Consider the following 18,991-nt stretch of genomic DNA (forward strand, 5'->3'; position numbering starts at 1 on the left):
TCCTCGGGGGCGATCAGAAGCTACCAGCGCTCGAACATCATCGACTAATCGTTCGATCCTGAACGATCGGATCAGTGGGCGGTGGACCGGGCCGCGTCCTGGATCAGCTCCGCCACGGCCTTGGGCTGGGCGAGCATGACCAGATGGGAGGAGTCGACCTCGACGGTGGTCATGCCGGCGCGCTCGTACCCGTAGCGCTCCACATCGGGGTTGATCGTGCGGTCGGAGGAGGCGACCAGGCCCCACGAGGGCTTGGTCTTCCACGCCGCGACAGGCGCCGCCTCCGAGAAGGCACGTGCGGCCAGGGGGCGCTGGGAGACGGCGAGCACCGCGGCGAGGTCGGGGTCGACGTCCGCCGCGAAGAGGGAGGGGAACTTCTCGATCTCCACCGAGACGTCGGTGCCGGTCTCGGTGGAGCCGGCCACCGGGAACGGGGTGTAGACGAGCGCGTCGGCGAGACCGGAGTCGGGGAAGCGGCCCTGCAGCTCGCCCAGGCTCTCACCCTCCTCCAGTGCGTATCCCGCGAGGTACACCAGTGCACGGACGTTGTCCTCCGCGCCGGCGAGGGTGATGACGGCACCGCCGTAGGAGTGCCCGACCAGGATCACGGGGCCTTCGACGGCGCGGATCACCGAGGCGATGTACGCGGCGTCGTCGACGAGGCTGCGGTTGGGCACGGCCGGGGCCAGCACCTCCATGCCGGCGGCTGTCAGTTCGGGGATGACGCGGGCGAAGCTGGAGGCGTCGGCGAAAGCGCCGTGGACGAGGACGACGGTGGGGCGGGCGTGTCGGGGCACGGGGGAACTCCTTAGTGCGTGATGGGGGATGCGGGAGGCGGATGTGTGGTGTTCGTGTGGTGATTCACAGGCCGAAGCGGGCGCGCCTCGCCTCGGGCACCAGGTCGGTGTACTCGGGGTGCTTGCCGATCCAGCCCCGGATGAAGGGGCAGTACGGCAGGACACGCAGCCCTCGGGCCCGAGCGTCGTCGAGGGCCCCGCGGGCGAGCAGCCCGCCCAGGCCCCGGCCGGCGAACCGGCCGTCGATCTCGGTGTGGATGAAGGCGATCTCGCCCTCCGAGAGGTGGTACTCGGCGAAGCCCGCGGTCTCGGCGCCGTCCTCGCCGGCGAGGATCTCGTACCGGGACTTCTCGGGCCGGTCGGTCACTCGGGGTTCCATGGGTGCTCCTGTGCGGTCGTGGTGTGACGGGGTGGGTGGGTGCGGTCAGAGCGTGCGGCGTACGCCTGCCTGGCGTTCCAGGTTGCGGAGCTGGACGGACAGGTCGCCTTCCACGGCGAGGTGGGCGGGGCCGCTGCGGCCGATGGGCAGGACCTGCTCGCTGCGCATGTCCTCGAGCATCAGGGCGAACGCCGTGTACATCGCGACGAGCGCCACCACGAGGCCGAGCGCACCGGACGTGCGCGTCAGCCATTCGGCGCCGGTGATGCCCGAGAGGCCGGTGGCCGCCCAGCGAGGGAGGGAGACCGCGAGGACGAGCCACAGCGCGCGCTTGGGCCGGGTCACGGCGGTCATCAGGGCCCCGAAGCAGAGGAGCGCCAGGTTGAACACGCCGAGGACCTGAAGGCCGTCGGCCGCGCCGCTGAGCATGATGAGCGAGTAGGGCAGCCAGCTGCCGGCGAAGACCGCCATCAGCGTCGCCGCGATCACGTCACGGGCACCGAAGGCCAGGAAGCTCACCAGGAGTTGCAGGGCGAAGGCCGGCAGCACGGTGAAGGCGACGGCGCTGCGGGCCGTCTCGTCGAAGATCCCGAGCTGCAGGCAGCCTGTCATCACGGAGGCGATGGCTATCGTGAAGAAGCCGAGCGGCATGGGTGAGGCGATGGGGCGCAGGTTGATCCGTGTCATCGACCGGAGGTCCGGTTCGAAACGGCGTCCCTGGGGCGCGTCCGGCGAGGCCGCCGGGGTGTCGCCGCTGTCGGCGGCGGGGGAGGCTGCGGACATCGGGTGGATCTCTCTTTCAGTGCTCGAAGCAGGGGTCGACGAAGGACGGCGTCCTGTCGGGGACGGAGCCGCGGGCGACGCGCCAGCGGCGGTGCTGCTCGGACTCGGCGACGGCCTCGGCCACGGACACCGCCTGTTGCGCACCGCTCCGGTAACCGCCGAAGTGGGCCACCGGGCTCCACTCAGGGCTCACCGGCGGGACTGCCTCGTCGAGGCCCTCGTACTCGGCGGTCGCGTAGACGATGCGGCCGCCGACGACGGTGAGGACGGACTCGATGTCGGGGATGACGGCCTCGGGCACGGTGAGGTAGTCGTCCGACAGGATCGCGAGGTCGCCGTAACGCCCCTCCTGCAGCACGCCCTTGACGTCCTGTTCGCCGGTGAGCTCCGCCCCGCCGCGGGTGTAGAGGCCGAGGGCGGTCTCCCGGTCGATCAGGTTGCCGGCCGGGTAGAGGGCCGTGCCGCCGACGGTGCGCCCGGTGACCAGCCAGTGGAGTGCGACCCACGGGTTGTACGAGGAGACGCGGGTGGCGTCGGTTCCGGCAGCGACGGTCAGGCCTCGGTCGAGCATGGCCCGGACCGGCGGGGTGTGGGCGGCAGCCTCGGCGCCGTAGCGGCCGAGGAACGCGGTGCCCTGGAAGGACATGCGGTTCTGGACGGAGAGGGCGCCGCCGAGGGCGGCGATCCGGTCGAGGCTGTCGGTGGAGACGGTCTCCGCGTGGTCGAAGAGCCAGCGGTTGCCGCCGGGGAAGAGCCCTTCGGCCGCGAGCTTCTCGAAGACGGCCAGGTCGCGGCGGATCGTCTCGTCGTAGGTCGCGTGGAGCCGGAAGCCCCAGCCGTTCTCGAGCAGCAGCCGGACGGCGCTCTCGAATTCGGTCTCGTAGCCGGCGGCGAGTTCGGGCCGGGGTTCGGAGAAGTTCTCGAAGTCGGCGGCGGCCCAAGTCAGGTTCTCTCCCGCGCCGTTGAGCCGGAGCCACTCGTCCCCGTCCCCGGGCTTGACCATCTCGGTCCAGCGCTTCAGGTCGGCGAGCTCCTGACCGGCCGTCTGCGGAAAGAGGTGGTAGGCGATCCGGAGGGTCAGCTCCCCCGACCGGGCGAGGTCGACGACCGTGGCGTAGTTGTCGGGGAAGTTCTGGAACCCGCCGGCGGCGTCGACCGCGGACGTCAGTCCGAAGCGGTTCAGCTCGCGCAGGAAGTGGCGCGTCGACGTCCGCTTGTCGGCCTCGTCGAGGGCCGGCGCCTTGGCCAGGGTCGAGTACAGGATGAGGGCGCTCGGCGCCGCGAGGAGCACGCCATTGGGTTCGCCGTCCCGGCCGCGGACGATCTGCCCGCCGCGGGGATCCGGGGTGTCGCGGGTGAATCCGGCTGCCTGCACCGCGGCCCGGTTCATCAGCGCCGACTGGTACAGGTGCAGGACGAAGACCGGGGTGTCGGGGGCGGCGGCATTCAGCTCCGCGACGGTCGGCATCCTGCGCTCGGCGAACTGCTCGGCGGTCCAGCCGCCCACCACCCGGATCCACTGCCCCTTCGGGGTGCGGCCGGCCTGCTCACGCAGCATCGCGAGGGCGTGTCGGAGGCTTCGTACGCCGTCCCAGCGCAGCTCCAGGACGTAGTTCAGGCCGCCCCGGATGACATGCAGGTGCGAGTCGTTGAGGCCGGGGATCACCCGGCGGCCGAGGGCGTCGACGACCGTCGTTCCCGGCCCGACGAGGTGGGCGAGGTCGTGGTCGTCGCCGAGGGCCACGACCCGGCCGTCACGGAGTGCGACGGCACGGGCCTCGGGGCGGTCGGGGTCACCGGTGAAGACCTTGGCGTTACGGACGAGGAGGTCGGCGTGCTCGTGTTCCCGACGCGGGGCGGGGACGAGGCCCGCCACCGGCATGTTCGTCGACGGCCCGGTCATGCGAAGGCCTTGCGCAGGATGTCGGTGGCGAGACCGATGGCGAGTTCCGCGGCTTGCGTCTCGCGCAGTGCGTTCAGCATCACGAAATCGTGGATGACGCCCTGGACGCGCAGGGCGGTGACGGGGACGCCGGCGGCGCGGAGCTTCGCCGCGTACGCCTCGCCCTCGTCACGCAGGACGTCGGCCTCGGCGGTGATGACCAGGGCCGGCGGCAGGCCGGTGAGCTGCTCGGTGGAGGCGCGCAGCGGGGAGGCGGTGATCTGGACGCGCTCGGCCTCGTCGGTCGTGTACTGGTCCCAGAACCACTTCATGGCGTCGCGGCGCAGGAAGTAGCCCTCGCCGAACCGGTGGTACGAGTCGGTGTCGAAGCTCGCGTCCGTGACCGGGTAGAAGAGGACTTGCTGGACGAGCGTGACGTCGCCGCGCTGCTTGGCCATGAGGGTGAGGGCGGCGCTCATGTTGCCGCCGACCGAGTCGCCCGCGACGGCGATCCGCGTGCCGTCGAGGTCCTTGTGGTGGCCCTCGCGGGCGACCCACTGGGCGACGCTGTAGTTCTGCTCGATCGCGACGGGGTAGCGCGCCTCGGGCGAGAGGTCGTACTCGGGGAACACCACGGCCGCCCGGGTGCCGACGGCGAGTTCGCGGACGAGCCGGTCGTGGGTGTGGGCGTTGCCGAAGACCCAGCCGGCGCCGTGGATGTAGAGGATGACGGGAAGCGGGCCGGTGGCGCCGCGGGGGCGGACGATCCGGGCGCGGACGTCGCCGGTCGGGCCGCCGTGGACGGTGACCCACTCCTCGTCGACCTCGGGCAGGGGGACGCCCTCACCGCTCTGGACGCCGTCCACGGCCTTACGGCCTTCGGCGACGGGGATCTGGTAGAGGAACGGCGGCTGGGCGGTGGCGTCGGCGAAGGCCTGGGCAGCGGGTTCGAGGATCGGTCGGTTCTTCATCAGGGGTTCTCCTTCTGGGGATGTACGGGAGGTCGCAGGTCGGGGGCTCAGCGGGTCGCCCGTACGGCGTCGAGGATCACGTCGGTGACCACGGCCGGACGGGAGACGGCCACGGCGTGCCACGCGTCCACTTCGGTGATGTGCGAGCCGGCGCGCCGGGCCATCCACCGTTCGGCGGCCGGCGGGATGTTCTTGTCGGCGGTGACGATCAGCGCCCAGGAAGGGATCGTCTTCCAGGCCGCTTCCCCGGCCTTCTCCTCCAGCGCGGCGGTGGCGACCGGGCGCTGGGTCGCGGCCATGACGGCCGCGTCGGCGGCGGGGACGTCGGCGGCGAACTGCCGGTGGAACTTGGCCCGTTCGATGACGAGTTCGGTGCCGGTGCCACCGCCGGGCAGCGGGTACGACCGCGGGTTCACGGTGTCGCCGAGGGTGGAGCCGGGGAACATGGCGGCGAGCTCGGCCGCGCTCTCGCCCTTGTCCGGGGTGAACGCGGCGATGTAGACGAGGGCCTTCACACGGATGTCGCCCAGCGCGGCGCCACTGATGACGGCGCCGCCGTAGGAGTGGCCGACCAGGACGACGGGTCCCTCGACGGCGGCCAGCACGCTGCGCAGGTAGGCGGTGTCCGCGGCGAGACCGCGCAGCGGGTTGGCGGGGGCCAGGACGGGGTAGCCGGCGCGCTGCAGCCGCCTGATCGTGCCGCTCCAGCTGGAGGCGTCGGCGAACGCCCCGTGGACCAGGACGATCGTGGGCTTGGGTCCGTGCCGGTCGGCGCCGGCGGCGGCCGGGCCGCTCGCGGGTTCGGCAGGTGTGGCGGGTGCGGCGCCCATCAGGGCGGCCAGCGTGGCCGGCAGGGCGAGGGCGAGGGTGCGCCTCTTGGGATGCATGGGGTTTCCCTTGTCGGGTGGTGAAGCATTCGGGTGCGCTCGGGCGGGCGGGGGTGCCTCGGTCGGGCAAGACCTCACCTCAGAGGCCGTACGCCTCCAGGAGCCGTAGCCAGATCTCGCTGACCGTCGGGAAGGCGGGGACGGCGTGCCACAGGCGTTCGAGCGGGACTTCTCCCACGATGGCGACCGTTGCCGTGTGGATGAGTTCGGTCGCCATCGGGCCGGTGAGCGTGCAGCCGACGACGACTCCTCGGGTCTCGTCGACGACGAGCTTGGCGAGGCCGCGGTAGTCGTCCGCGTGGAGCGCGGCACCGGCGACGTCGTCGATGCGGTACTCGACCACGCGTACCGCGAGACCCGCTTCGCGTGCCGCGCGTTCCGTGAGACCGACGCTCGCGACCTCGGGACGGGTGAAGACGGCCTGCGGGATGGCGACGTGGTCGGCTTCCGCGCTCCACGGCTGCCGGCCTCCGGTGACGGCCGGGCGCCCCGCGGCTCGCTCGGCGATCGCCGCCGCGCAGGCGCGGGCCTGGTACTTGGCCATATGGGTCAGCGGCGCACGGTGGTTCACGTCGCCGACGGCATAGAGCCAGTCGCCCTCGACTGCCGTGACGCGGCAGGTGTCGTCGACCGGGAGCCAGTCGCGTGCCGCCAGTCCGACGGAGCCCAGGCCGAGGTCCGCGGTCCGCGGGCGTCTGCCGACCGCGGCCAGGACCTCGTCGCAGACGAGGGCGGTGCCGTCGTCGGTGTCCACGGTCACCGCGCGGGTGTCCTCGTCACGGGCGACCCGGACGGCCGACACCCCGAAGCGGATCGTGACGCCCAGATCGTTCATACCCCGGGCGACCTCTTCGCCGGCGCAGGGCTCCCAGCCGGTCAGCAGGGTCTGGTCGCGGACGAGCAGCGTGACGGAGGAGCCGAGCGTGCGCCACGCGGTGGCCATCTCGCAGGCCACCACTCCCCCGCCGATGACGACGAGCCGCTCGGGCACCGCGTCGGCCGTGGTGGCCTGCCGGTTGGTCCACACACCGATCCGGTCGAGCCCTTCGACCGGCGGAAGGGCGGGCTCCGTGCCGGTGCAGACCACGACCGCGCGCAGGGCCCGCAGGGTACGGACCGTGCCGTCGGCCCCGGTCACCTCCACCCGGCGCTCACCGGCGAGCCGTCCGTGCCCCCGTACGAGCGCGATGCCCGCACCGTCGAGCCAGTGGGCCTGGCCGGTGTCGTCGCCCCGCCCGGTGAAACGGTCACGGCGGGCCAGGACGCGCGCCGGGTCGAGTGCTGCCGTGACCGCCTGCCGGGCCCCGTCGACCGACCGGGCCACCGCTCGGGCGGCGCCGGGTCGCAGCAGGGCCTTGCTCGGGACGCAGGCACGGTAGGAGCACTCGCCGCCGACGGCGTCGGCCTCGACGACTACGGCGGTCAGCCCCGACCGGACGGTCCGGTCGGCGACGACCTCGCCGCCCGGCCCGCCGCCGACCACGACGACGTCGTACGTGTCCTCCATCAGCCGTGCACCAGTGGGGTGTCCACCAGGTGTTCGGCCAGGAACCACACCTGCGCCTCGCCGGTGCGGATGACATCGGAGACGAGCAGGTCGGCGCTGCCCTCGTCGCCCTCCCCGGAGAGCCGGGCGGCGGCGTCCCGGGCGTCGATCAGGATCCGCTCGTGCGCGTCGAGGAGCCGCGACAGCATGACGGGCACCGGCTCGACGCCGTCCGGCGGCCGGGGTATCGCGGTCAGTTCCGCGACGTGGCGCGGGTCTCCGACGGCGACGCCGCCGAGGCTCTGGACCCGCTCGGCCAGCTCGTCCACGATGGCCAGTTGGGCCTCCGCGTGCTTGTCCAGCATCAGGTGGAGCGAGTAGAAGGTCGCCCCGCGCATGAGCCAGTGGTGCTTCTTGTAGAGGGAGTAGAGGATCTGCGTGTCGGCGAGGACGCGGTTCAGCCGCTGGCAGGCGTACATGCGGGTGTCGTGGCCGAGGCCGATCGGCAACTGCTTGAGCGTGCCGAACGCCTGGGTCTCGGCGCCCTTCTGGTGCAGCAGCGGCTGGCCGCCGCCGTGCGGGGTCGTGAGGGTGTCCATCGAGTGCTCCTGTTCGGGAGGGAAGGCGGGAAGGGCCCGGCCGCCCGGTCGGGGGTACGCGGGCGGCCGGACCCGGTCTGTGCGGCTCGCGCTCAGTGCTCGGCGATCGCCGGGGCGGCGGTCCGGTGCAGGACGAGCCGGGTGAGGAGGCCGCTGCCGAGACCGGCCACGAGCGCGAGGGCCGCCCACCACAGCGGGTACGGCGTGAGGCCGAGGGCCGCGTCGAGGGACCAGTCACCGGGTCCGGTGGCGGCGAGGGCGGCGGCGGTGCCGATGAGGACGAGCGGGTACTCGTACCCGTCGTTCTGCACCCAGAGGCCGTGGCGCCACTTCACGGTGAGGGCGACCGTCATGACCCCGATGACCCCGGTCGCGGCGAGCGGGGTCAGGAGGCCGGCCGCGAGCAGCAGACCCGACCCGATCTGGCCGCCGCCCGCCGCCAGGGCGGTGAGGGCACCGCCGCGGAAGCCGTCGGCGCGGAACTCCTCCGTACCGCCCTCAAGTCCCTTGCCGCCCAGGTGCGAGCTGATCTTCTGCACACCGTGGCCGGCGACGAGCAGTCCCACCAGCAGACGCAGGATCAGAATGCCGGTGTCCACAGGGGTCAGCCGGCCGCGTGCGCGCCGATGACGCTCTGCGCGTACACGACGCCCAGGCCGTACGCACCCGCGTGAGCCTTGACGATCTCCATGACCGCGCCGTACGTCTCCTGACGCGCCCAGTCGCGCTGCAGCTCCAGGAGGACCTGGACCCAGGTCACCGGGACGGCGCCGGCGGCGATCATCCGCTGCAGCGCGTGCTCGTGGGCGGCCGGGCTGACGCCACCGGAAGCGTCGGTCACGACGTACACCTCGTAACCCTGCTCAAGCGCCGAGAGCGCGGGCAGCACCAGGCAGACCTCGGTCCACAGACCCGACAGGATGATCTTCTTGCGCCCCGTCGCCTTGACCGCCGCCACGAGCGCCTCGTCTTCCCAGGCGTTCATGGTGGTGCGGTCGATGATCTCGTTCTTGGGGAACACCTCGGCGAGCTGCGGCAGCAGGGGCCCGGAGAACGACTCGGCGGCCACCGTGGTCAGAACGGTCGGAACGTCGAAAGCCTGAGCCGCCTTGGCGAGACCCACGGTGCTGTTGATGATCGCGGCACGGTCGCCGCTGCCGGTGCCGAAGAACATCTGCGGCTGGTGGTCCACGAAGAGCATGACCGAGTTGTCGGGCGTGAGCAGGTCCTTGCTCGGGGCGGCCTGCACCTTGGTGATGTCGAACATGAGGGTCCTCTCGAAGCAATCGGTATCGTGCCCGCCACGTCCGCGGCTCGGCACTTCTTCAAGCTACGAGCGACCCGACCGACCGCGTTGACCTCCTGCGCCCAGGGGTTGGCACGACAGCGCACAACCGGTCAAGGGCCAGAGCCCCGCAGTGTCACGGGCGCGAACGCGCAAGGTCGCGACGCCAGCACACTCGCCCCGAGACTCCTCCGAAATGGTGCGTAACCACACCCCAACCCAACGAAGAGCCGCCTCACCAGCGGAAACACCACCAGGAACGGGCCGCCGCTGGGGAGAATCCGGGGAGAATGAAGCCGCCTCGGGGAGCGGCTGGGGAGAATCGACCGCGCAGGACGGCGTCACGGTGAAAGCCCCGGAAACGAGCAAATTCGCAGGTCAGCCCGGCTCACACAGCAATCTGCGCAGGTCAGCGCGTTGTGGGCGACGACTTCAAGAAGATCTCCTCGTGGGCGGCCATCCTCTTCGCCCCCACGCTGGTGGGAACGATCTACGGCATGAACTTCGACAACATGCCGGAGCTCCACTGGGCGGGCGGGTATCCGTTCGCGGTGGTGCTGATGGCGGTGGTGTGCACGAGTCTGTACGTGGTCTTCAAGAAGAAGGACTGGCTGTAGGCGTCCTGCGGTGGCACCGGGCGGGGCCGGGTGCCACCGCGTTACCTCTCGGCGCACCGGCACCTGCGCACCGTGACCGTCGGCCCCGGGTGGCCCTGGTGGATGAAGGCGGCCCAGGCCGCCGGGCGGTGCAACTCCGGGCCGACGCCGGCCAGCGCTTCGAGCAGGTCGGCACTGAGCGACCCCGGGTTCACGCGCTCCGGGTCGAGCATCCACCGCTGCGCGCCCTGGAGCGCGTCGACGGGGGTCAGCCCCTCGATCGCCACGTAGTGGTGGAAGACGGCCATCATCAGCGCCGCGGCCGAGTCCCGAGTGGCCCAACGCGAGCCCACGACGTCCCGCGCGCCGCTCGCCACGAAGGCGGTCGTCAGGGTGAGCGCCTCGTCGTGGTCCCGCTTGGTCAGATCCGTCTCACATGCACTGAGCACGACCAACGGCCCGTCCGCGGCGTCCTGTTCGCCCGCCGAACGGTCGAGCAGCCGCGTGACGGTCAGCAGCCCCGCGTTCGGCCGTTCCGCCGTCCCGCCCTCCTCCGGCGCAAGGCGAAGCGCGGACGCGGTCGGGTTGGTGCCGGCCGAGCCGTGGCACGCCACGTGGAGGAGGGAGGGGCCGGCGGCCAGGGCGTCGAGGACGTCGTCCGGCGTGCCGACCGCCACCGGCTGGACGGGCGGTTCGTAGAACTCCCCGTACAGACGGGCTTCCGGATACAGAGCCTGCTGAAGCCCCGCCACCTCCAGTTCCACGTACGGCAGGGTCATGGTGGGGTCGGCGACCATGACCGGGCAGGCTGCCGGGGCTCGCCGGGCCCGCCGGACCGTGTTCAGGAACTGGCGGCCGGACGCCGCGTAGCTGACCACGACGATCTGGCAGACGTAGTCATGAGGGGCTTCGGCCGGCAGGCGCCCGGCGTGCCAGGGAACGATCCCCAGGCGGCCGCAGGGCACGAGCACGATCCTGGGAGGGCCGGGACGCTTGCGCCGGTCCTCGTTGGCGGCGAGCCGTTCCGCGATACCGCTCATCACCGGGATGATCACCGCCTGCGTCGACCAGTCGCAGAGTTCGGAGAGCGCCTCCTCCCAGTCCCGCGCGGCCGTGGGATCGCCGGGCCGCTCCTGGGACGCGGCCGCCGCGTCGAGATAGCGCTCCAGGGGCCCGCTCTCCTCCCGCGACAGCAGCGGCAACGCCCGTACGCCCGTGCCCATGTCAGGGCCCATGACGACCGCCATTCCGGGCGTGGTGCCCTCGCCGGCGATCAGGTAGACCAGCGCGTCCGCGTCGGCGGCGGCCACCCCGGCCGTGAGCTCGTCGACCGTGGGCGTACGGAAGAGGACTCCACCCGGCTCCCGGTGTGCCAGCGCCTCCAGGGCACGGCGCCGCAGAGAACTGGGCAGTTCCCTGGTGACGAAGCCGGGGGGCGCACCGCTCGGGGCTCCCGGTCCGGCCAGGGTTTCCGCTCCGTACTCAGCCGACTCGGTCCCGTCCCCTCCGCGCTCCGCCGCACGCCATTCCTCCGCGAGGCCGTGGTGGCCGCGGGATTCCAGCAGGTCGGGCACCGCCCGCGAGGTGGCCGCGGCCTGGAGCACCAGGGCCCGGCCCAGTTCCAGCGCGGCGACGGCGTCCTCGACCCGGCCTTCGGCGGCGGCCCATCGGGCGGCCGTCACGCCACGGTCGGCCCCGGAACGGGCGGCCAACAGGCCGTGGTCGGGGCCCACCTGGAGGACGACGTCGGCGGCGAGAGCCTGTAGCGATTCCAGGGCCGCGTCCGTGGAGGCGGTCCGGTCCGCCGGGTCGTCGGTGCGGCCGAGTCGGAGGCGGTAGTTCTCGGCGAGCTGCCACAGGGTGGGGAAGGCGAGCTGCGGCGACCCGCCCCTCCGGACCTCGTCGCGGACCTGTTCCAGTCCGCTGATCGCGGCGTCCAGATCGGCCGGGTCCTGGGTGGTGGAGTGCCGCAGGGTCGCCGTGAGCGCGGCGAGGTACCGGGTGCCCGTCGAGGCGTGAGGACCGGGCGTCGCGGGGGCGGGCATCAACTCCGGATCCTCGGCGAGCACGGCCCGCGAGGCTCGGAACGCCTCCCGGACGGCGCCGAGTTGTGCCTCGGGAATCCCGAAGTCCGTCGCGGAACCGGCCATGAGTGCCTCCTCCTGCTGTGCCAGGCCACGCACGACCATCTCGGTGTCGCCGGTGCGGTCACCGAGGGATCTGACCGCGGTGCCGTGGGCGAGCAGCACCAGACGGCGGAAGGGGTGATCGGGCGGCGTGGAACGTTCGAGTGCGTCCAGTTCGCCCATCAGGCGCCGGTACTCCTCGTCGCTCTCCACCTCCTCCTCCGCCAGGACTCTCAGGAGCAGCTCGTTGGCGCGGAACGCGACGGCGAGGTGATCCGCTCCAGGATGATCCGCCGCCCACCCCGTGAAGTACTCGCCGATCGGGTGCAGGTGACGGCGGGCCTCCTCGACGTCCACCCGGCTGCCTCCCAGGGGCCCCGCCAACTGGAGAACCATACGCATGAGGGCCTCGATCTCGGGGGCCCGCTCGTGCCCCGGCGGAAGGCTGTCGTGCTGCGCCCCCAGCTGCCGGAGCACCCGGCCGAGGTCCTCCGGGTCGCCGGTGCGCAGGGCTTCCTGCACACCCAGCAAGGAGGCCAGCCACGCGCCTACGACGACGGTGTCGGTCTCGTCCTCGGTCTCGTCCTCGCCCTCGGCAGCGGCGAACGTCTTCGGTTCGGAGCCCGGCCGGGGAACCGGATCCTCAGCCGGGTCCGGGACCTGCGTGTCGGCTTCATGTTGCATCATGCTCACCAGGGTCCGCAGGTGATCACTCATCGGCAGGTCGGGGGGCAGCAGGGAAAGCAGCCTGTCGGGGTCGGAGAAGTCACTCCCCGACATGTACGACCAAGCGTCCTGCATGCGCAGCAACTGCTCCTGGAGTTCGCGTGGCACCGGCATCCGCTGGATCTCTGCGGCCAGTCCCGCGATCCGAGCCACCTCGGCGGCAGCTTCCCCCCGCGTCGCGTGGTCGATCACGGACCAGATGTCCCCGTGCGGCTCGACAGAGCGGTTCGGTCCCGTTGATGGCGCCGGCGCCGCGGCCATCATCAGGAACATCGCCGCCCACTGCCTGTCCTCCTCCGCCATCCGTTCCCCGGCGGCCGTCGTCCCGTCCCTCACCTCCTCGAGCAGACGCCGGGCCTCTTCCGGGCCGTCCGGCGCGCCGTGCCCGGTGGCGTGCCGCATGGCGAGCACGCCGCCCAGGACGAGGGTGACCTTGCCGAGCATCATCCGGTCGTGGTCCAGGAGGTCCCGCAGCTGCCGGAGTTCGGCGGCAACGCCCTCGAACTCCCCGGCCGAGGCCGAACCCCCCTCCTTCCCTCGGCTGATCAACCGGGCTCCCCGCTCGGTCGCCTCCGCGGCCCAGGCCCGAAGGGCCCGGACGCCCCCGTTCTCCTCGTCTCCCGCCATGTCTTCACGCCCCCGTCCGTCACGGTGAAACCCGTCCCGTCGCACCGCGGCCCATGATGACCACAGCACGGCCTCCCCGGCACCCGATGGCCGGTCAACCCCCGTCCGTTGCCCGGAAATCGACCTGCGCGCGTCCCCCGTGCCCCCCCCACCCTCCCCCACGGTTCCCGGCGTCGGTGGTCGGCAACAGGGCGAAGGCCGGGCGATCTCCGGGCCCGCCCTTCACCCGGCGTACCCGCCCCTGCTTCGCTGACCTCACGGGGGAACACGGGGGAGCGAGGAGGGAGGCGGCGTGGACATCGGCGTGCTGACCGCTCTGCTGGTGGCAGTCGTCGGCGTCGTCGGGACGCTGATGTCCGCGCTGCTGACCCAGCGGGCGGCCGACCGCAGCCGACAGCGCGACCTGGAGCGGGCCGGGGAGGTGTGGGACCGGCGCACCGAGGCGCGGGAGCTGTGGTCGTGCTACGTGGCGCTCAACACCTCCGGTCGGCACTATCTCGCCGCACTCACCGACCTGTTGTACGCGCTGGGCCGAGAGGCCGAGCTGCCCTCGGTGCGCAAACGGCTCACCGCCGCGCGTGACCAGCATCGGGAGGTGTACGCGGAGGCGCAGATGCGGCTTCCTGAGCAGGTGCTCGACCACGCCGGCGCCGTCAGCCACGGCCTGGGGGCGGTCTACGGCATGGTCCGCCGTCTGGACGACGGTCTGGCACGTCCCGGCGACTCATCGGCCGCGGCACACGATGCCGTGGAATCCCTGTGGGTCCAACTACGGGACATGCGACGGGAGATGCGAGCCGATCTGGGTGTCTCCCGGCCGGACCACGGTCGTCGGCGGGGAGAACGGGGGGAGGTCGGGGCGGCGTCCGTCACGGATCGGCATAGTGGGATTGATCCAGAAGGTGTCGAGGGTCGCTGAGGTCGAGGCGGCCCGGTGCCGGCCGCTCGCGGCCCGGGAAGGTGGGTGTTCGGTGAATCGGGAGGAGAGCGGTGGCGTTCAGGGCCTGCGCGCCTGGGTGTCGGACGCCGTCGGGCGGGTGAAGACGCAGCTCCCCGGCATGGGAGGCGGCTCCCCGACACCACGGGCGTACGACGCATCGGTCGCCGAACTGGAGCAACTTGCAAGCCTGTTGGACCACGACGCCGCTCTGCGCAGCTCGGTCACTGTCTGGCTGGCGGGTGCGCTGACCTTACGGCACACGGTCGGTGGCGGCTCGGCGGCGGACCGGGAGCGTGCCGAAGGACTGCTGCGGGACGCCCGGGACGGAACCACGCCTCTCGGAGCCCTCGTGACCGAGGAGGACCGGCGGTGGGCGGCGCTGTTCCTGATCACCTGCATCTCACCGATCCAGTCGCAGCAAGGGGTCACCGGAGGGGCCCCCGACCTCTCCGGCTTTCTCGACTGGGTACAACGGGTCGGCCCCGCCGGGATGATGTCCGTGGCGTCGGAGCTGGGCACCCTGATGGACGACGCGGCCGAGCTGCCGTTGCCGCCGGAACTGCTCGCCTCGCTGCGTCAGGCGCAGGAGCTTCTCGTCGCCCCGTCCCCGCAGGGGTTGTCGGACCTGATGGCGGGCATGATGCCGCCCGGTGGTGGTCCCTTCGCGGATCAGATGCGCCAGATGATGGACCGGATGTTCGGGGCGATGACGCCTCCCGGCCCGTCGCCCACTGCGTCTTCGGGACCCGTGTGGGAGCGGGACCCGGGCCCGTCGCCGACGCCGGGCTCCGAGCTGGAGGGGGCACCGAAGTCCGAGCTCGAACGTGACCCCGAGCCCGAACCGGCGCCACGACCGGAGCCGACACCCCGACCGGACCCAGAGGCGACGCCCGGGCCCGGGCCGCAGCCCCCGCTCACCCCCGAGGCGCTACGGAACATGGTCGCCGCCCTGGACACCGTCAACGCGACCTCCGACGGGCTCGACTCCCTGCTGCGCAGTGGTGACCCGCAGGCTCTCAACGAGCTTCTCGGCAGGCTGCGTTCGGCGCAGGACCTGCCGCTTCCGGAGAGCCTGATGTCGACGGCCGCGCTGGAGAGCCTGCGGGCGACGCTGCTCACCGTCAGTCCGGCCGTCGGCGGCACCTACCAGGACACGGCCGCGGGCCACGCCCATATGAACACGGTCATCGGGCACCTGGAGAACATCCGCGGATCGCTGCCCCCCGGCGTGGGTGACCCCGCTGTCCTGGGCCGCGCGATGGACATCTGCTTCCGGGCGACGGCCGCGAGAGAGGCCGAGGACGTCGCCACGCTCCAGGGTCTCCTGGCCGAGGCCGAGGCCCTGGACACCGCGGCTCCCGAGGGCGATCCGCTCCGGTTCGCGGTCGACGCGGTACGCGGCGCGGTCCTCGGATCACTCGGCATGCTGACCCGGGACAAGGAGATGCTGGCGCGGTCCCTGCCGTACATGGAGCGGGCGTCGACCCTTGCCGGGGAGAGCGGCCTGCCGTTCGCCGAGGGGGCGGCTCCACCCCGCGTACAGGACATCCGTCTGCTCCAGGACGTCCTCACCGGACAGAAGACCCCTGTCCCCGACCACGTTCCACCGCCCCCGGACGCCTCGATGGACGATCTCTACTCCTCGGCCCTCTCGCTCGGCGTTCGCTTCGACCGCGACGGGGACCTCACGGTGCTCGACGCCCGGATCGAGGAACTCGAACGGCTCCGGGAGGGCGTACGGGAGGGCAGGGCACCGCGCGTCGCCGCGGACGCGCTGTGGCACCTGGCGGATTCGTACCATCTGCGCAACCGCCTCACCCGAGACTCCCCCGGCGAGGCCGACACCGGCTGCCTGGACGCCGCCGAGGAGGCGCTGTCCGCGCTCGCCGCCGATGTTCTCCTCCAGTCGGGGGCCGAGCACGGCCTGCTTGCCGCGCGTACCGGGGCGAGCCGCGGCGTACAGGCGGCGAGGATGGCGGCCTCGTACGGCATGCTGCCGCGGGCCGTTGCCGCCCTGGAGCTGGGCCGGGCCCTGGTCCTCCAGGGCGCCGCAGCCTCGTCGACCGTGCCCGAACGGCTGGAGGCCGCCGGGCGCCAGGATCTCGCGCGAGCCTGGCGGGAGGCGGCCGGCGCGCGCCTCGGCACGGAGGACGCGGGCGAGGTTCCGGGCCTCCTGCCCAGCACGCTGCGCCGTCAGGCCCTCGATGCCCTCGGCTACCGCCAGGAGGGCGGCCTGCTGGGCACGCCCACGCTCGGCGAGCTCGCGGACGGGCTGGCAGAGGCGGGTGCGGACGTCCTGCTCTATCTGGTGGCGGGCGACCACCAGGGCCCGGGGCTCGTGATCGCGGTGGGACCGCGGCTCGGGGCGGGCGCGGGCGCCCTGCCCCTGCTCTCCGACGTCGAGGACGGCCCGCTGGCGCGGTATGTGGAAGCGGCAGCGGCTCGCGACCTCGACCCGGGCGACGCCTCCCTCGCCCGGTCCTGGGAGGAGGCCCTGGAGGAGTTGTGCGGCTGGGCGTTCCAAGCGCTCGGCCCGGTCCTCGCCGGCATCGAGAAGCGGCTGGAGGCGGAGGACGACACCTGGGAGGACCGGCCGCTCCGCGTCGTCCTCGTCCCCTGCGGGCGCCTGGGCATCGTCCCGTGGCACGCCGCGCGCTTCCCCGCCGACGCCGCGCACGACCGCCTCTGTCAGGCCGCGGTCATCAGCTACGCGGCCTCCGGCAGCCAGTTCCTGCGCACGGTGGGACGGGCGCCGCGGGACCCGGCCGCCGCGCCCGTACTGGTGGCCGACCCGACCATGAGCATGTCCTTCGCCGACGCCGAGGTCACCGCCCTGCGGGACGCCTTCTATCCCCGCGCCCGGGTGTACGGCGCGCTCTACGAGGTGGAGACCGGCGAACTGCCGCCCGGCACGCCCGACGCCGTCCTGGGGTGTCTCGCCGACGACACCTCCCTGTTGCACGTGGTCTCGCACGGAAAGGCGGGGACCCGCCCGACGGTCTCGGCTCTGGACCTCGCGGCCGACGTGGAGGGCACACCGGCTCCGCTGACCGTGACACGGCTGCTCGACCGTGAAGGTCAACAGGGTGCTCAGGACGGGCCGTTGGTCGTGCTGAGTGCCTGCCAGACCGATCTGAGCAAGCGGGACCACGACGAGGCGCTGACCCTCACCACGGCGTTCGTCGCCGCCGGAGCGCGGGATGTCGTGGGCTCGCGATGGCTGGCCCCGGACGGCGCGTCGGCGTTGCTGATGGCGGTGTTCCACCACTACGTGGCCGTCGACGGGCTGAGCCCCGTGGACGCCCTGCGGGCCGCGCAGATGTGGATGCTCGACCCGCACCGTGAGAATCCGGGCTCTCTCCACGGCGACCTGCTCCGGGAGTCGGAACGGCAGGGACTGGAACGGACCTCGCTCTGGGCCGCCTTCATCCATCAGGGGCACCCAGGCGCGAGCACCACGCACACGGCAGAAGGGACATCATGAACGAGGAGGGCCGCGGACCGTCCGCGGAGTCGCTGCTCGCCCTGATCGGCGAGCACCGGGAGTCCATTCGGGCGGCGCTGGACGACGAACAGCACGCGCTGCTGCTCACCCGGCTGCGCGCCCTCGCCGAGGCGCCGCCGGACAAGGACATGGCCGTCCGCAGGGCGCTCCAGGGGGTGAGGCACGCTCTGCGACCGTTGCCGTTCGACCATCCGGCGCGCGCCGCGCTGGACGGTGTGCGGCTGGTCGCCGCGCCCCCGGGGCCGGCGACCGTGACGGAGGCGCTGGCGCTGGTCGATCTGCTGGCGGCGGCGCCGGAGCCCGCCCCGACAGCCGACCCGACGCTCGGTGTGACGCTCGGCGATGTGACGTCCGGCGACGACCGCACGGCCGCCGATCCGTTGCTCCGGGAGCCCGCCCTGTCGACGGCCGAGGCGACGGCCCGTTGCGGTGGCGCGCCGCCACCCGAACTGATCAGACTGCCGGACCCACCGCGCGGCGACCGCTTCCTGGAGTTCCAGTTCCCCGTGGGTGGCGGCACACCGCACCCGGTCGTCCTCAAGGTCAACCGGCTGCTCCTGGCGGACATCGACCCCCGGGGCGCCGCGTCCTGGTGGCTCGGCGGCAACAGTTGGCTGGGCGGGACTCCCGCGTCGCTCCTGGGACGGCTGCCCGACCACGAACTCGTCGGCGCCGCCACCACCCTCGTGGAGGGAGAGTGATGAGCCTCCACACGCGCCCGATCACGTTCTTCCCGATGACCGGGGAGGAACTCCGCCCCAACTTCAAGGTGATCCCGGCCGGCACGGAGTTGTGGCGGGTGCACAAGTCCAAGTACCGGCCTGACCAGTTCAACCCGCTCCTCGCCGACATCCACTTCGACGGCGGCCGCTTCGAGGGCACCCCTCTGGACCCGTACCACAGCCTGTACGTGGCCGACAGCGCCCTGACGGCCGTCGCGGAGAGCATGCTGCGCTCCGTGGCATGGAACGGCTCGAAGCGGACGATCCCTTACGCCGCCGCCCATGGCAGATCGCTGAGCGTGCTGCGTACGACGTGCGAACTGACGGTGGTCTCGCTGATCGAGGAGAAGGACCTGGCGGCCGTCCATCGGACCGCCGACCTCCTCGACGACGAGCGCAGTTACGCGAAGGCGCGGCGGTGGGCGAGCGAGATCCGGGCTCAGGCGCCCGAGGCCATGGGGCTGGCGTGGCAGTCGCGCCGGAATCGGCCCGAGAACTCCTTCGTGCTGTTCCACGACCGCTTCGACGGTTGCCACTGCGGGGCGCTGGAGGTCGTGCCGGAGCGTGGCTTCGCGGACCTCGGCTCCCCCGAGGGCATCGAGGAGGTGAACCGGCTCCTCGACCCGCTCGCGGCGGAGGTGTCGAAGCCCGTGAGATGACGCCTGCCCGGGCTGCCCGGC

The 18,991-nt window shown here is 72.4% G+C and carries 15 protein-coding genes and 1 pseudogene; 5 read left to right on the forward strand and 11 right to left on the reverse strand.

All coding sequences use genetic code 11. From position 1 onward, the window contains the following. Window positions 1-71: 71 nt before the first annotated feature. The 10 genes from ACFY8U_RS05465 to ACFY8U_RS05510 form a co-directional block, all read right to left on the reverse strand. Window positions 72-797 (reverse strand): alpha/beta fold hydrolase, encoded by a 726-nt coding sequence (locus ACFY8U_RS05465; RefSeq protein ID WP_389565896.1) that lies wholly within the window; start codon window positions 795-797, stop codon window positions 72-74. A gap of 64 nt (window positions 798-861) precedes the next feature. Next, window positions 862-1,176, reverse strand: coding sequence for a GNAT family N-acetyltransferase (locus ACFY8U_RS05470; RefSeq protein WP_389565898.1), 315 nt, complete (start codon window positions 1,174-1,176; stop codon window positions 862-864). A 45-nt stretch (window positions 1,177-1,221) separates the two neighbouring features. After that, window positions 1,222-1,959 (reverse strand): GPR1/FUN34/YaaH family transporter, encoded by a 738-nt coding sequence (locus tag ACFY8U_RS05475; RefSeq protein ID WP_389565900.1) that lies wholly within the window; start codon window positions 1,957-1,959, stop codon window positions 1,222-1,224. Between the two features lie 16 nt (window positions 1,960-1,975). Then, window positions 1,976-3,862, reverse strand: a complete 1,887-nt coding sequence (locus tag ACFY8U_RS05480; RefSeq protein WP_389565901.1) for an amidohydrolase — start codon at window positions 3,860-3,862, stop codon at window positions 1,976-1,978. Further along, window positions 3,859-4,812: an alpha/beta hydrolase gene (locus ACFY8U_RS05485; protein WP_389565904.1), complete on the reverse strand. Its 954-nt coding sequence runs from the start codon at window positions 4,810-4,812 to the stop codon at window positions 3,859-3,861. The genes ACFY8U_RS05480 and ACFY8U_RS05485 overlap by 4 nt, the downstream gene beginning before the upstream one ends. Window positions 4,813-4,859: 47 nt before the next feature. Next, on the reverse strand, window positions 4,860-5,699 hold the full coding sequence (locus ACFY8U_RS05490; protein WP_389565906.1) for an alpha/beta fold hydrolase: 840 nt from the start codon (window positions 5,697-5,699) through the stop codon (window positions 4,860-4,862). Window positions 5,700-5,778: 79 nt separating this feature from the next. After that, complete coding sequence (locus ACFY8U_RS05495; RefSeq protein ID WP_389565909.1) at window positions 5,779-7,206, reverse strand: dihydrolipoyl dehydrogenase family protein; 1,428 nt, start codon at window positions 7,204-7,206, stop codon at window positions 5,779-5,781. Then, complete coding sequence (locus ACFY8U_RS05500) at window positions 7,206-7,784, reverse strand: Dps family protein (protein WP_389565911.1); 579 nt, start codon at window positions 7,782-7,784, stop codon at window positions 7,206-7,208. The genes ACFY8U_RS05495 and ACFY8U_RS05500 overlap by 1 nt, the downstream gene beginning before the upstream one ends. 92 nt (window positions 7,785-7,876) lie before the next feature. After that, a complete protein-coding gene (locus ACFY8U_RS05505) occupies window positions 7,877-8,383 on the reverse strand; it encodes a DoxX family protein (RefSeq protein WP_389565914.1) in 507 nt (168 codons plus the stop codon). A 5-nt stretch (window positions 8,384-8,388) separates the two neighbouring features. After that, window positions 8,389-9,051, reverse strand: coding sequence for a hydrolase (locus ACFY8U_RS05510; protein ID WP_389565916.1), 663 nt, complete (start codon window positions 9,049-9,051; stop codon window positions 8,389-8,391). Window positions 9,052-9,494: 443 nt separating this feature from the next. Here ACFY8U_RS05510 and ACFY8U_RS05515 point away from each other — a divergent pair. Continuing rightward, window positions 9,495-9,686: pseudogene (locus tag ACFY8U_RS05515) on the forward strand (CorA family divalent cation transporter); the annotation flags it as partial. A gap of 41 nt (window positions 9,687-9,727) precedes the next feature. Here the strand turns inward: ACFY8U_RS05515 and ACFY8U_RS05520 are convergent. Beyond that, a complete protein-coding gene (locus ACFY8U_RS05520; RefSeq protein ID WP_389565918.1) occupies window positions 9,728-13,144 on the reverse strand; it encodes a CHAT domain-containing protein in 3,417 nt (1,138 codons plus the stop codon). 292 nt (window positions 13,145-13,436) lie between these two features. Between ACFY8U_RS05520 and ACFY8U_RS05525 the strand changes: the two genes are divergently transcribed. From ACFY8U_RS05525 to ACFY8U_RS05540, 4 genes are read left to right on the forward strand one after another with little or no spacing between them, the layout of a single operon-like run. Further along, the gene (locus tag ACFY8U_RS05525) at window positions 13,437-14,063 is read left to right on the forward strand and encodes a hypothetical protein (RefSeq protein ID WP_389565920.1); all 627 of its coding nucleotides are present in this window, start codon (window positions 13,437-13,439) and stop codon (window positions 14,061-14,063) included. Between the two features lie 52 nt (window positions 14,064-14,115). Continuing rightward, window positions 14,116-17,568, forward strand: a complete 3,453-nt coding sequence (locus ACFY8U_RS05530) for a CHAT domain-containing protein (protein ID WP_389565923.1) — start codon at window positions 14,116-14,118, stop codon at window positions 17,566-17,568. Then, window positions 17,565-18,290: a hypothetical protein gene (locus ACFY8U_RS05535; protein ID WP_389565925.1), complete on the forward strand. Its 726-nt coding sequence runs from the start codon at window positions 17,565-17,567 to the stop codon at window positions 18,288-18,290. The genes ACFY8U_RS05530 and ACFY8U_RS05535 overlap by 4 nt, the downstream gene beginning before the upstream one ends. After that, window positions 18,290-18,970: an RES family NAD+ phosphorylase gene (locus tag ACFY8U_RS05540; protein WP_361594289.1), complete on the forward strand. Its 681-nt coding sequence runs from the start codon at window positions 18,290-18,292 to the stop codon at window positions 18,968-18,970. Before ACFY8U_RS05535 ends, ACFY8U_RS05540 begins: the two co-directional genes overlap by 1 nt. Window positions 18,971-18,991: the final 21 nt, after the last annotated feature.

This window comes from Streptomyces sp. NPDC012508, assembly GCF_042902595.1.
In the GTDB taxonomy this organism is placed as follows: domain Bacteria; phylum Actinomycetota; class Actinomycetes; order Streptomycetales; family Streptomycetaceae; genus Streptomyces.

Bases quoted from the DNA above. Each gene is read 5' to 3' on its own strand.
- ACFY8U_RS05480 (WP_389565901.1), bottom strand. From the start codon at position 3,862: ATGACCGGGCCGTCGACGAACATGCCGGTGGCGGGCCTCGTCCCCGCC.
- ACFY8U_RS05470 (WP_389565898.1), bottom strand. From the start codon at position 1,176: ATGGAACCCCGAGTGACCGACCGGCCCGAGAAGTCCCGGTACGAGATC.
- ACFY8U_RS05520 (WP_389565918.1), bottom strand. From the start codon at position 13,144: ATGGCGGGAGACGAGGAGAACGGGGGCGTCCGGGCCCTTCGGGCCTGG.
- ACFY8U_RS05500 (WP_389565911.1), bottom strand. From the start codon at position 7,784: ATGGACACCCTCACGACCCCGCACGGCGGCGGCCAGCCGCTGCTGCAC.
- ACFY8U_RS05510 (WP_389565916.1), bottom strand. From the start codon at position 9,051: ATGTTCGACATCACCAAGGTGCAGGCCGCCCCGAGCAAGGACCTGCTC.
- ACFY8U_RS05495 (WP_389565909.1), bottom strand. From the start codon at position 7,206: ATGGAGGACACGTACGACGTCGTCGTGGTCGGCGGCGGGCCGGGCGGC.
- ACFY8U_RS05540 (WP_361594289.1), top strand. From the start codon at position 18,290: ATGAGCCTCCACACGCGCCCGATCACGTTCTTCCCGATGACCGGGGAG.
- ACFY8U_RS05490 (WP_389565906.1), bottom strand. From the start codon at position 5,699: ATGCATCCCAAGAGGCGCACCCTCGCCCTCGCCCTGCCGGCCACGCTG.
- ACFY8U_RS05535 (WP_389565925.1), top strand. From the start codon at position 17,565: ATGAACGAGGAGGGCCGCGGACCGTCCGCGGAGTCGCTGCTCGCCCTG.
- ACFY8U_RS05475 (WP_389565900.1), bottom strand. From the start codon at position 1,959: ATGTCCGCAGCCTCCCCCGCCGCCGACAGCGGCGACACCCCGGCGGCC.
- ACFY8U_RS05485 (WP_389565904.1), bottom strand. From the start codon at position 4,812: ATGAAGAACCGACCGATCCTCGAACCCGCTGCCCAGGCCTTCGCCGAC.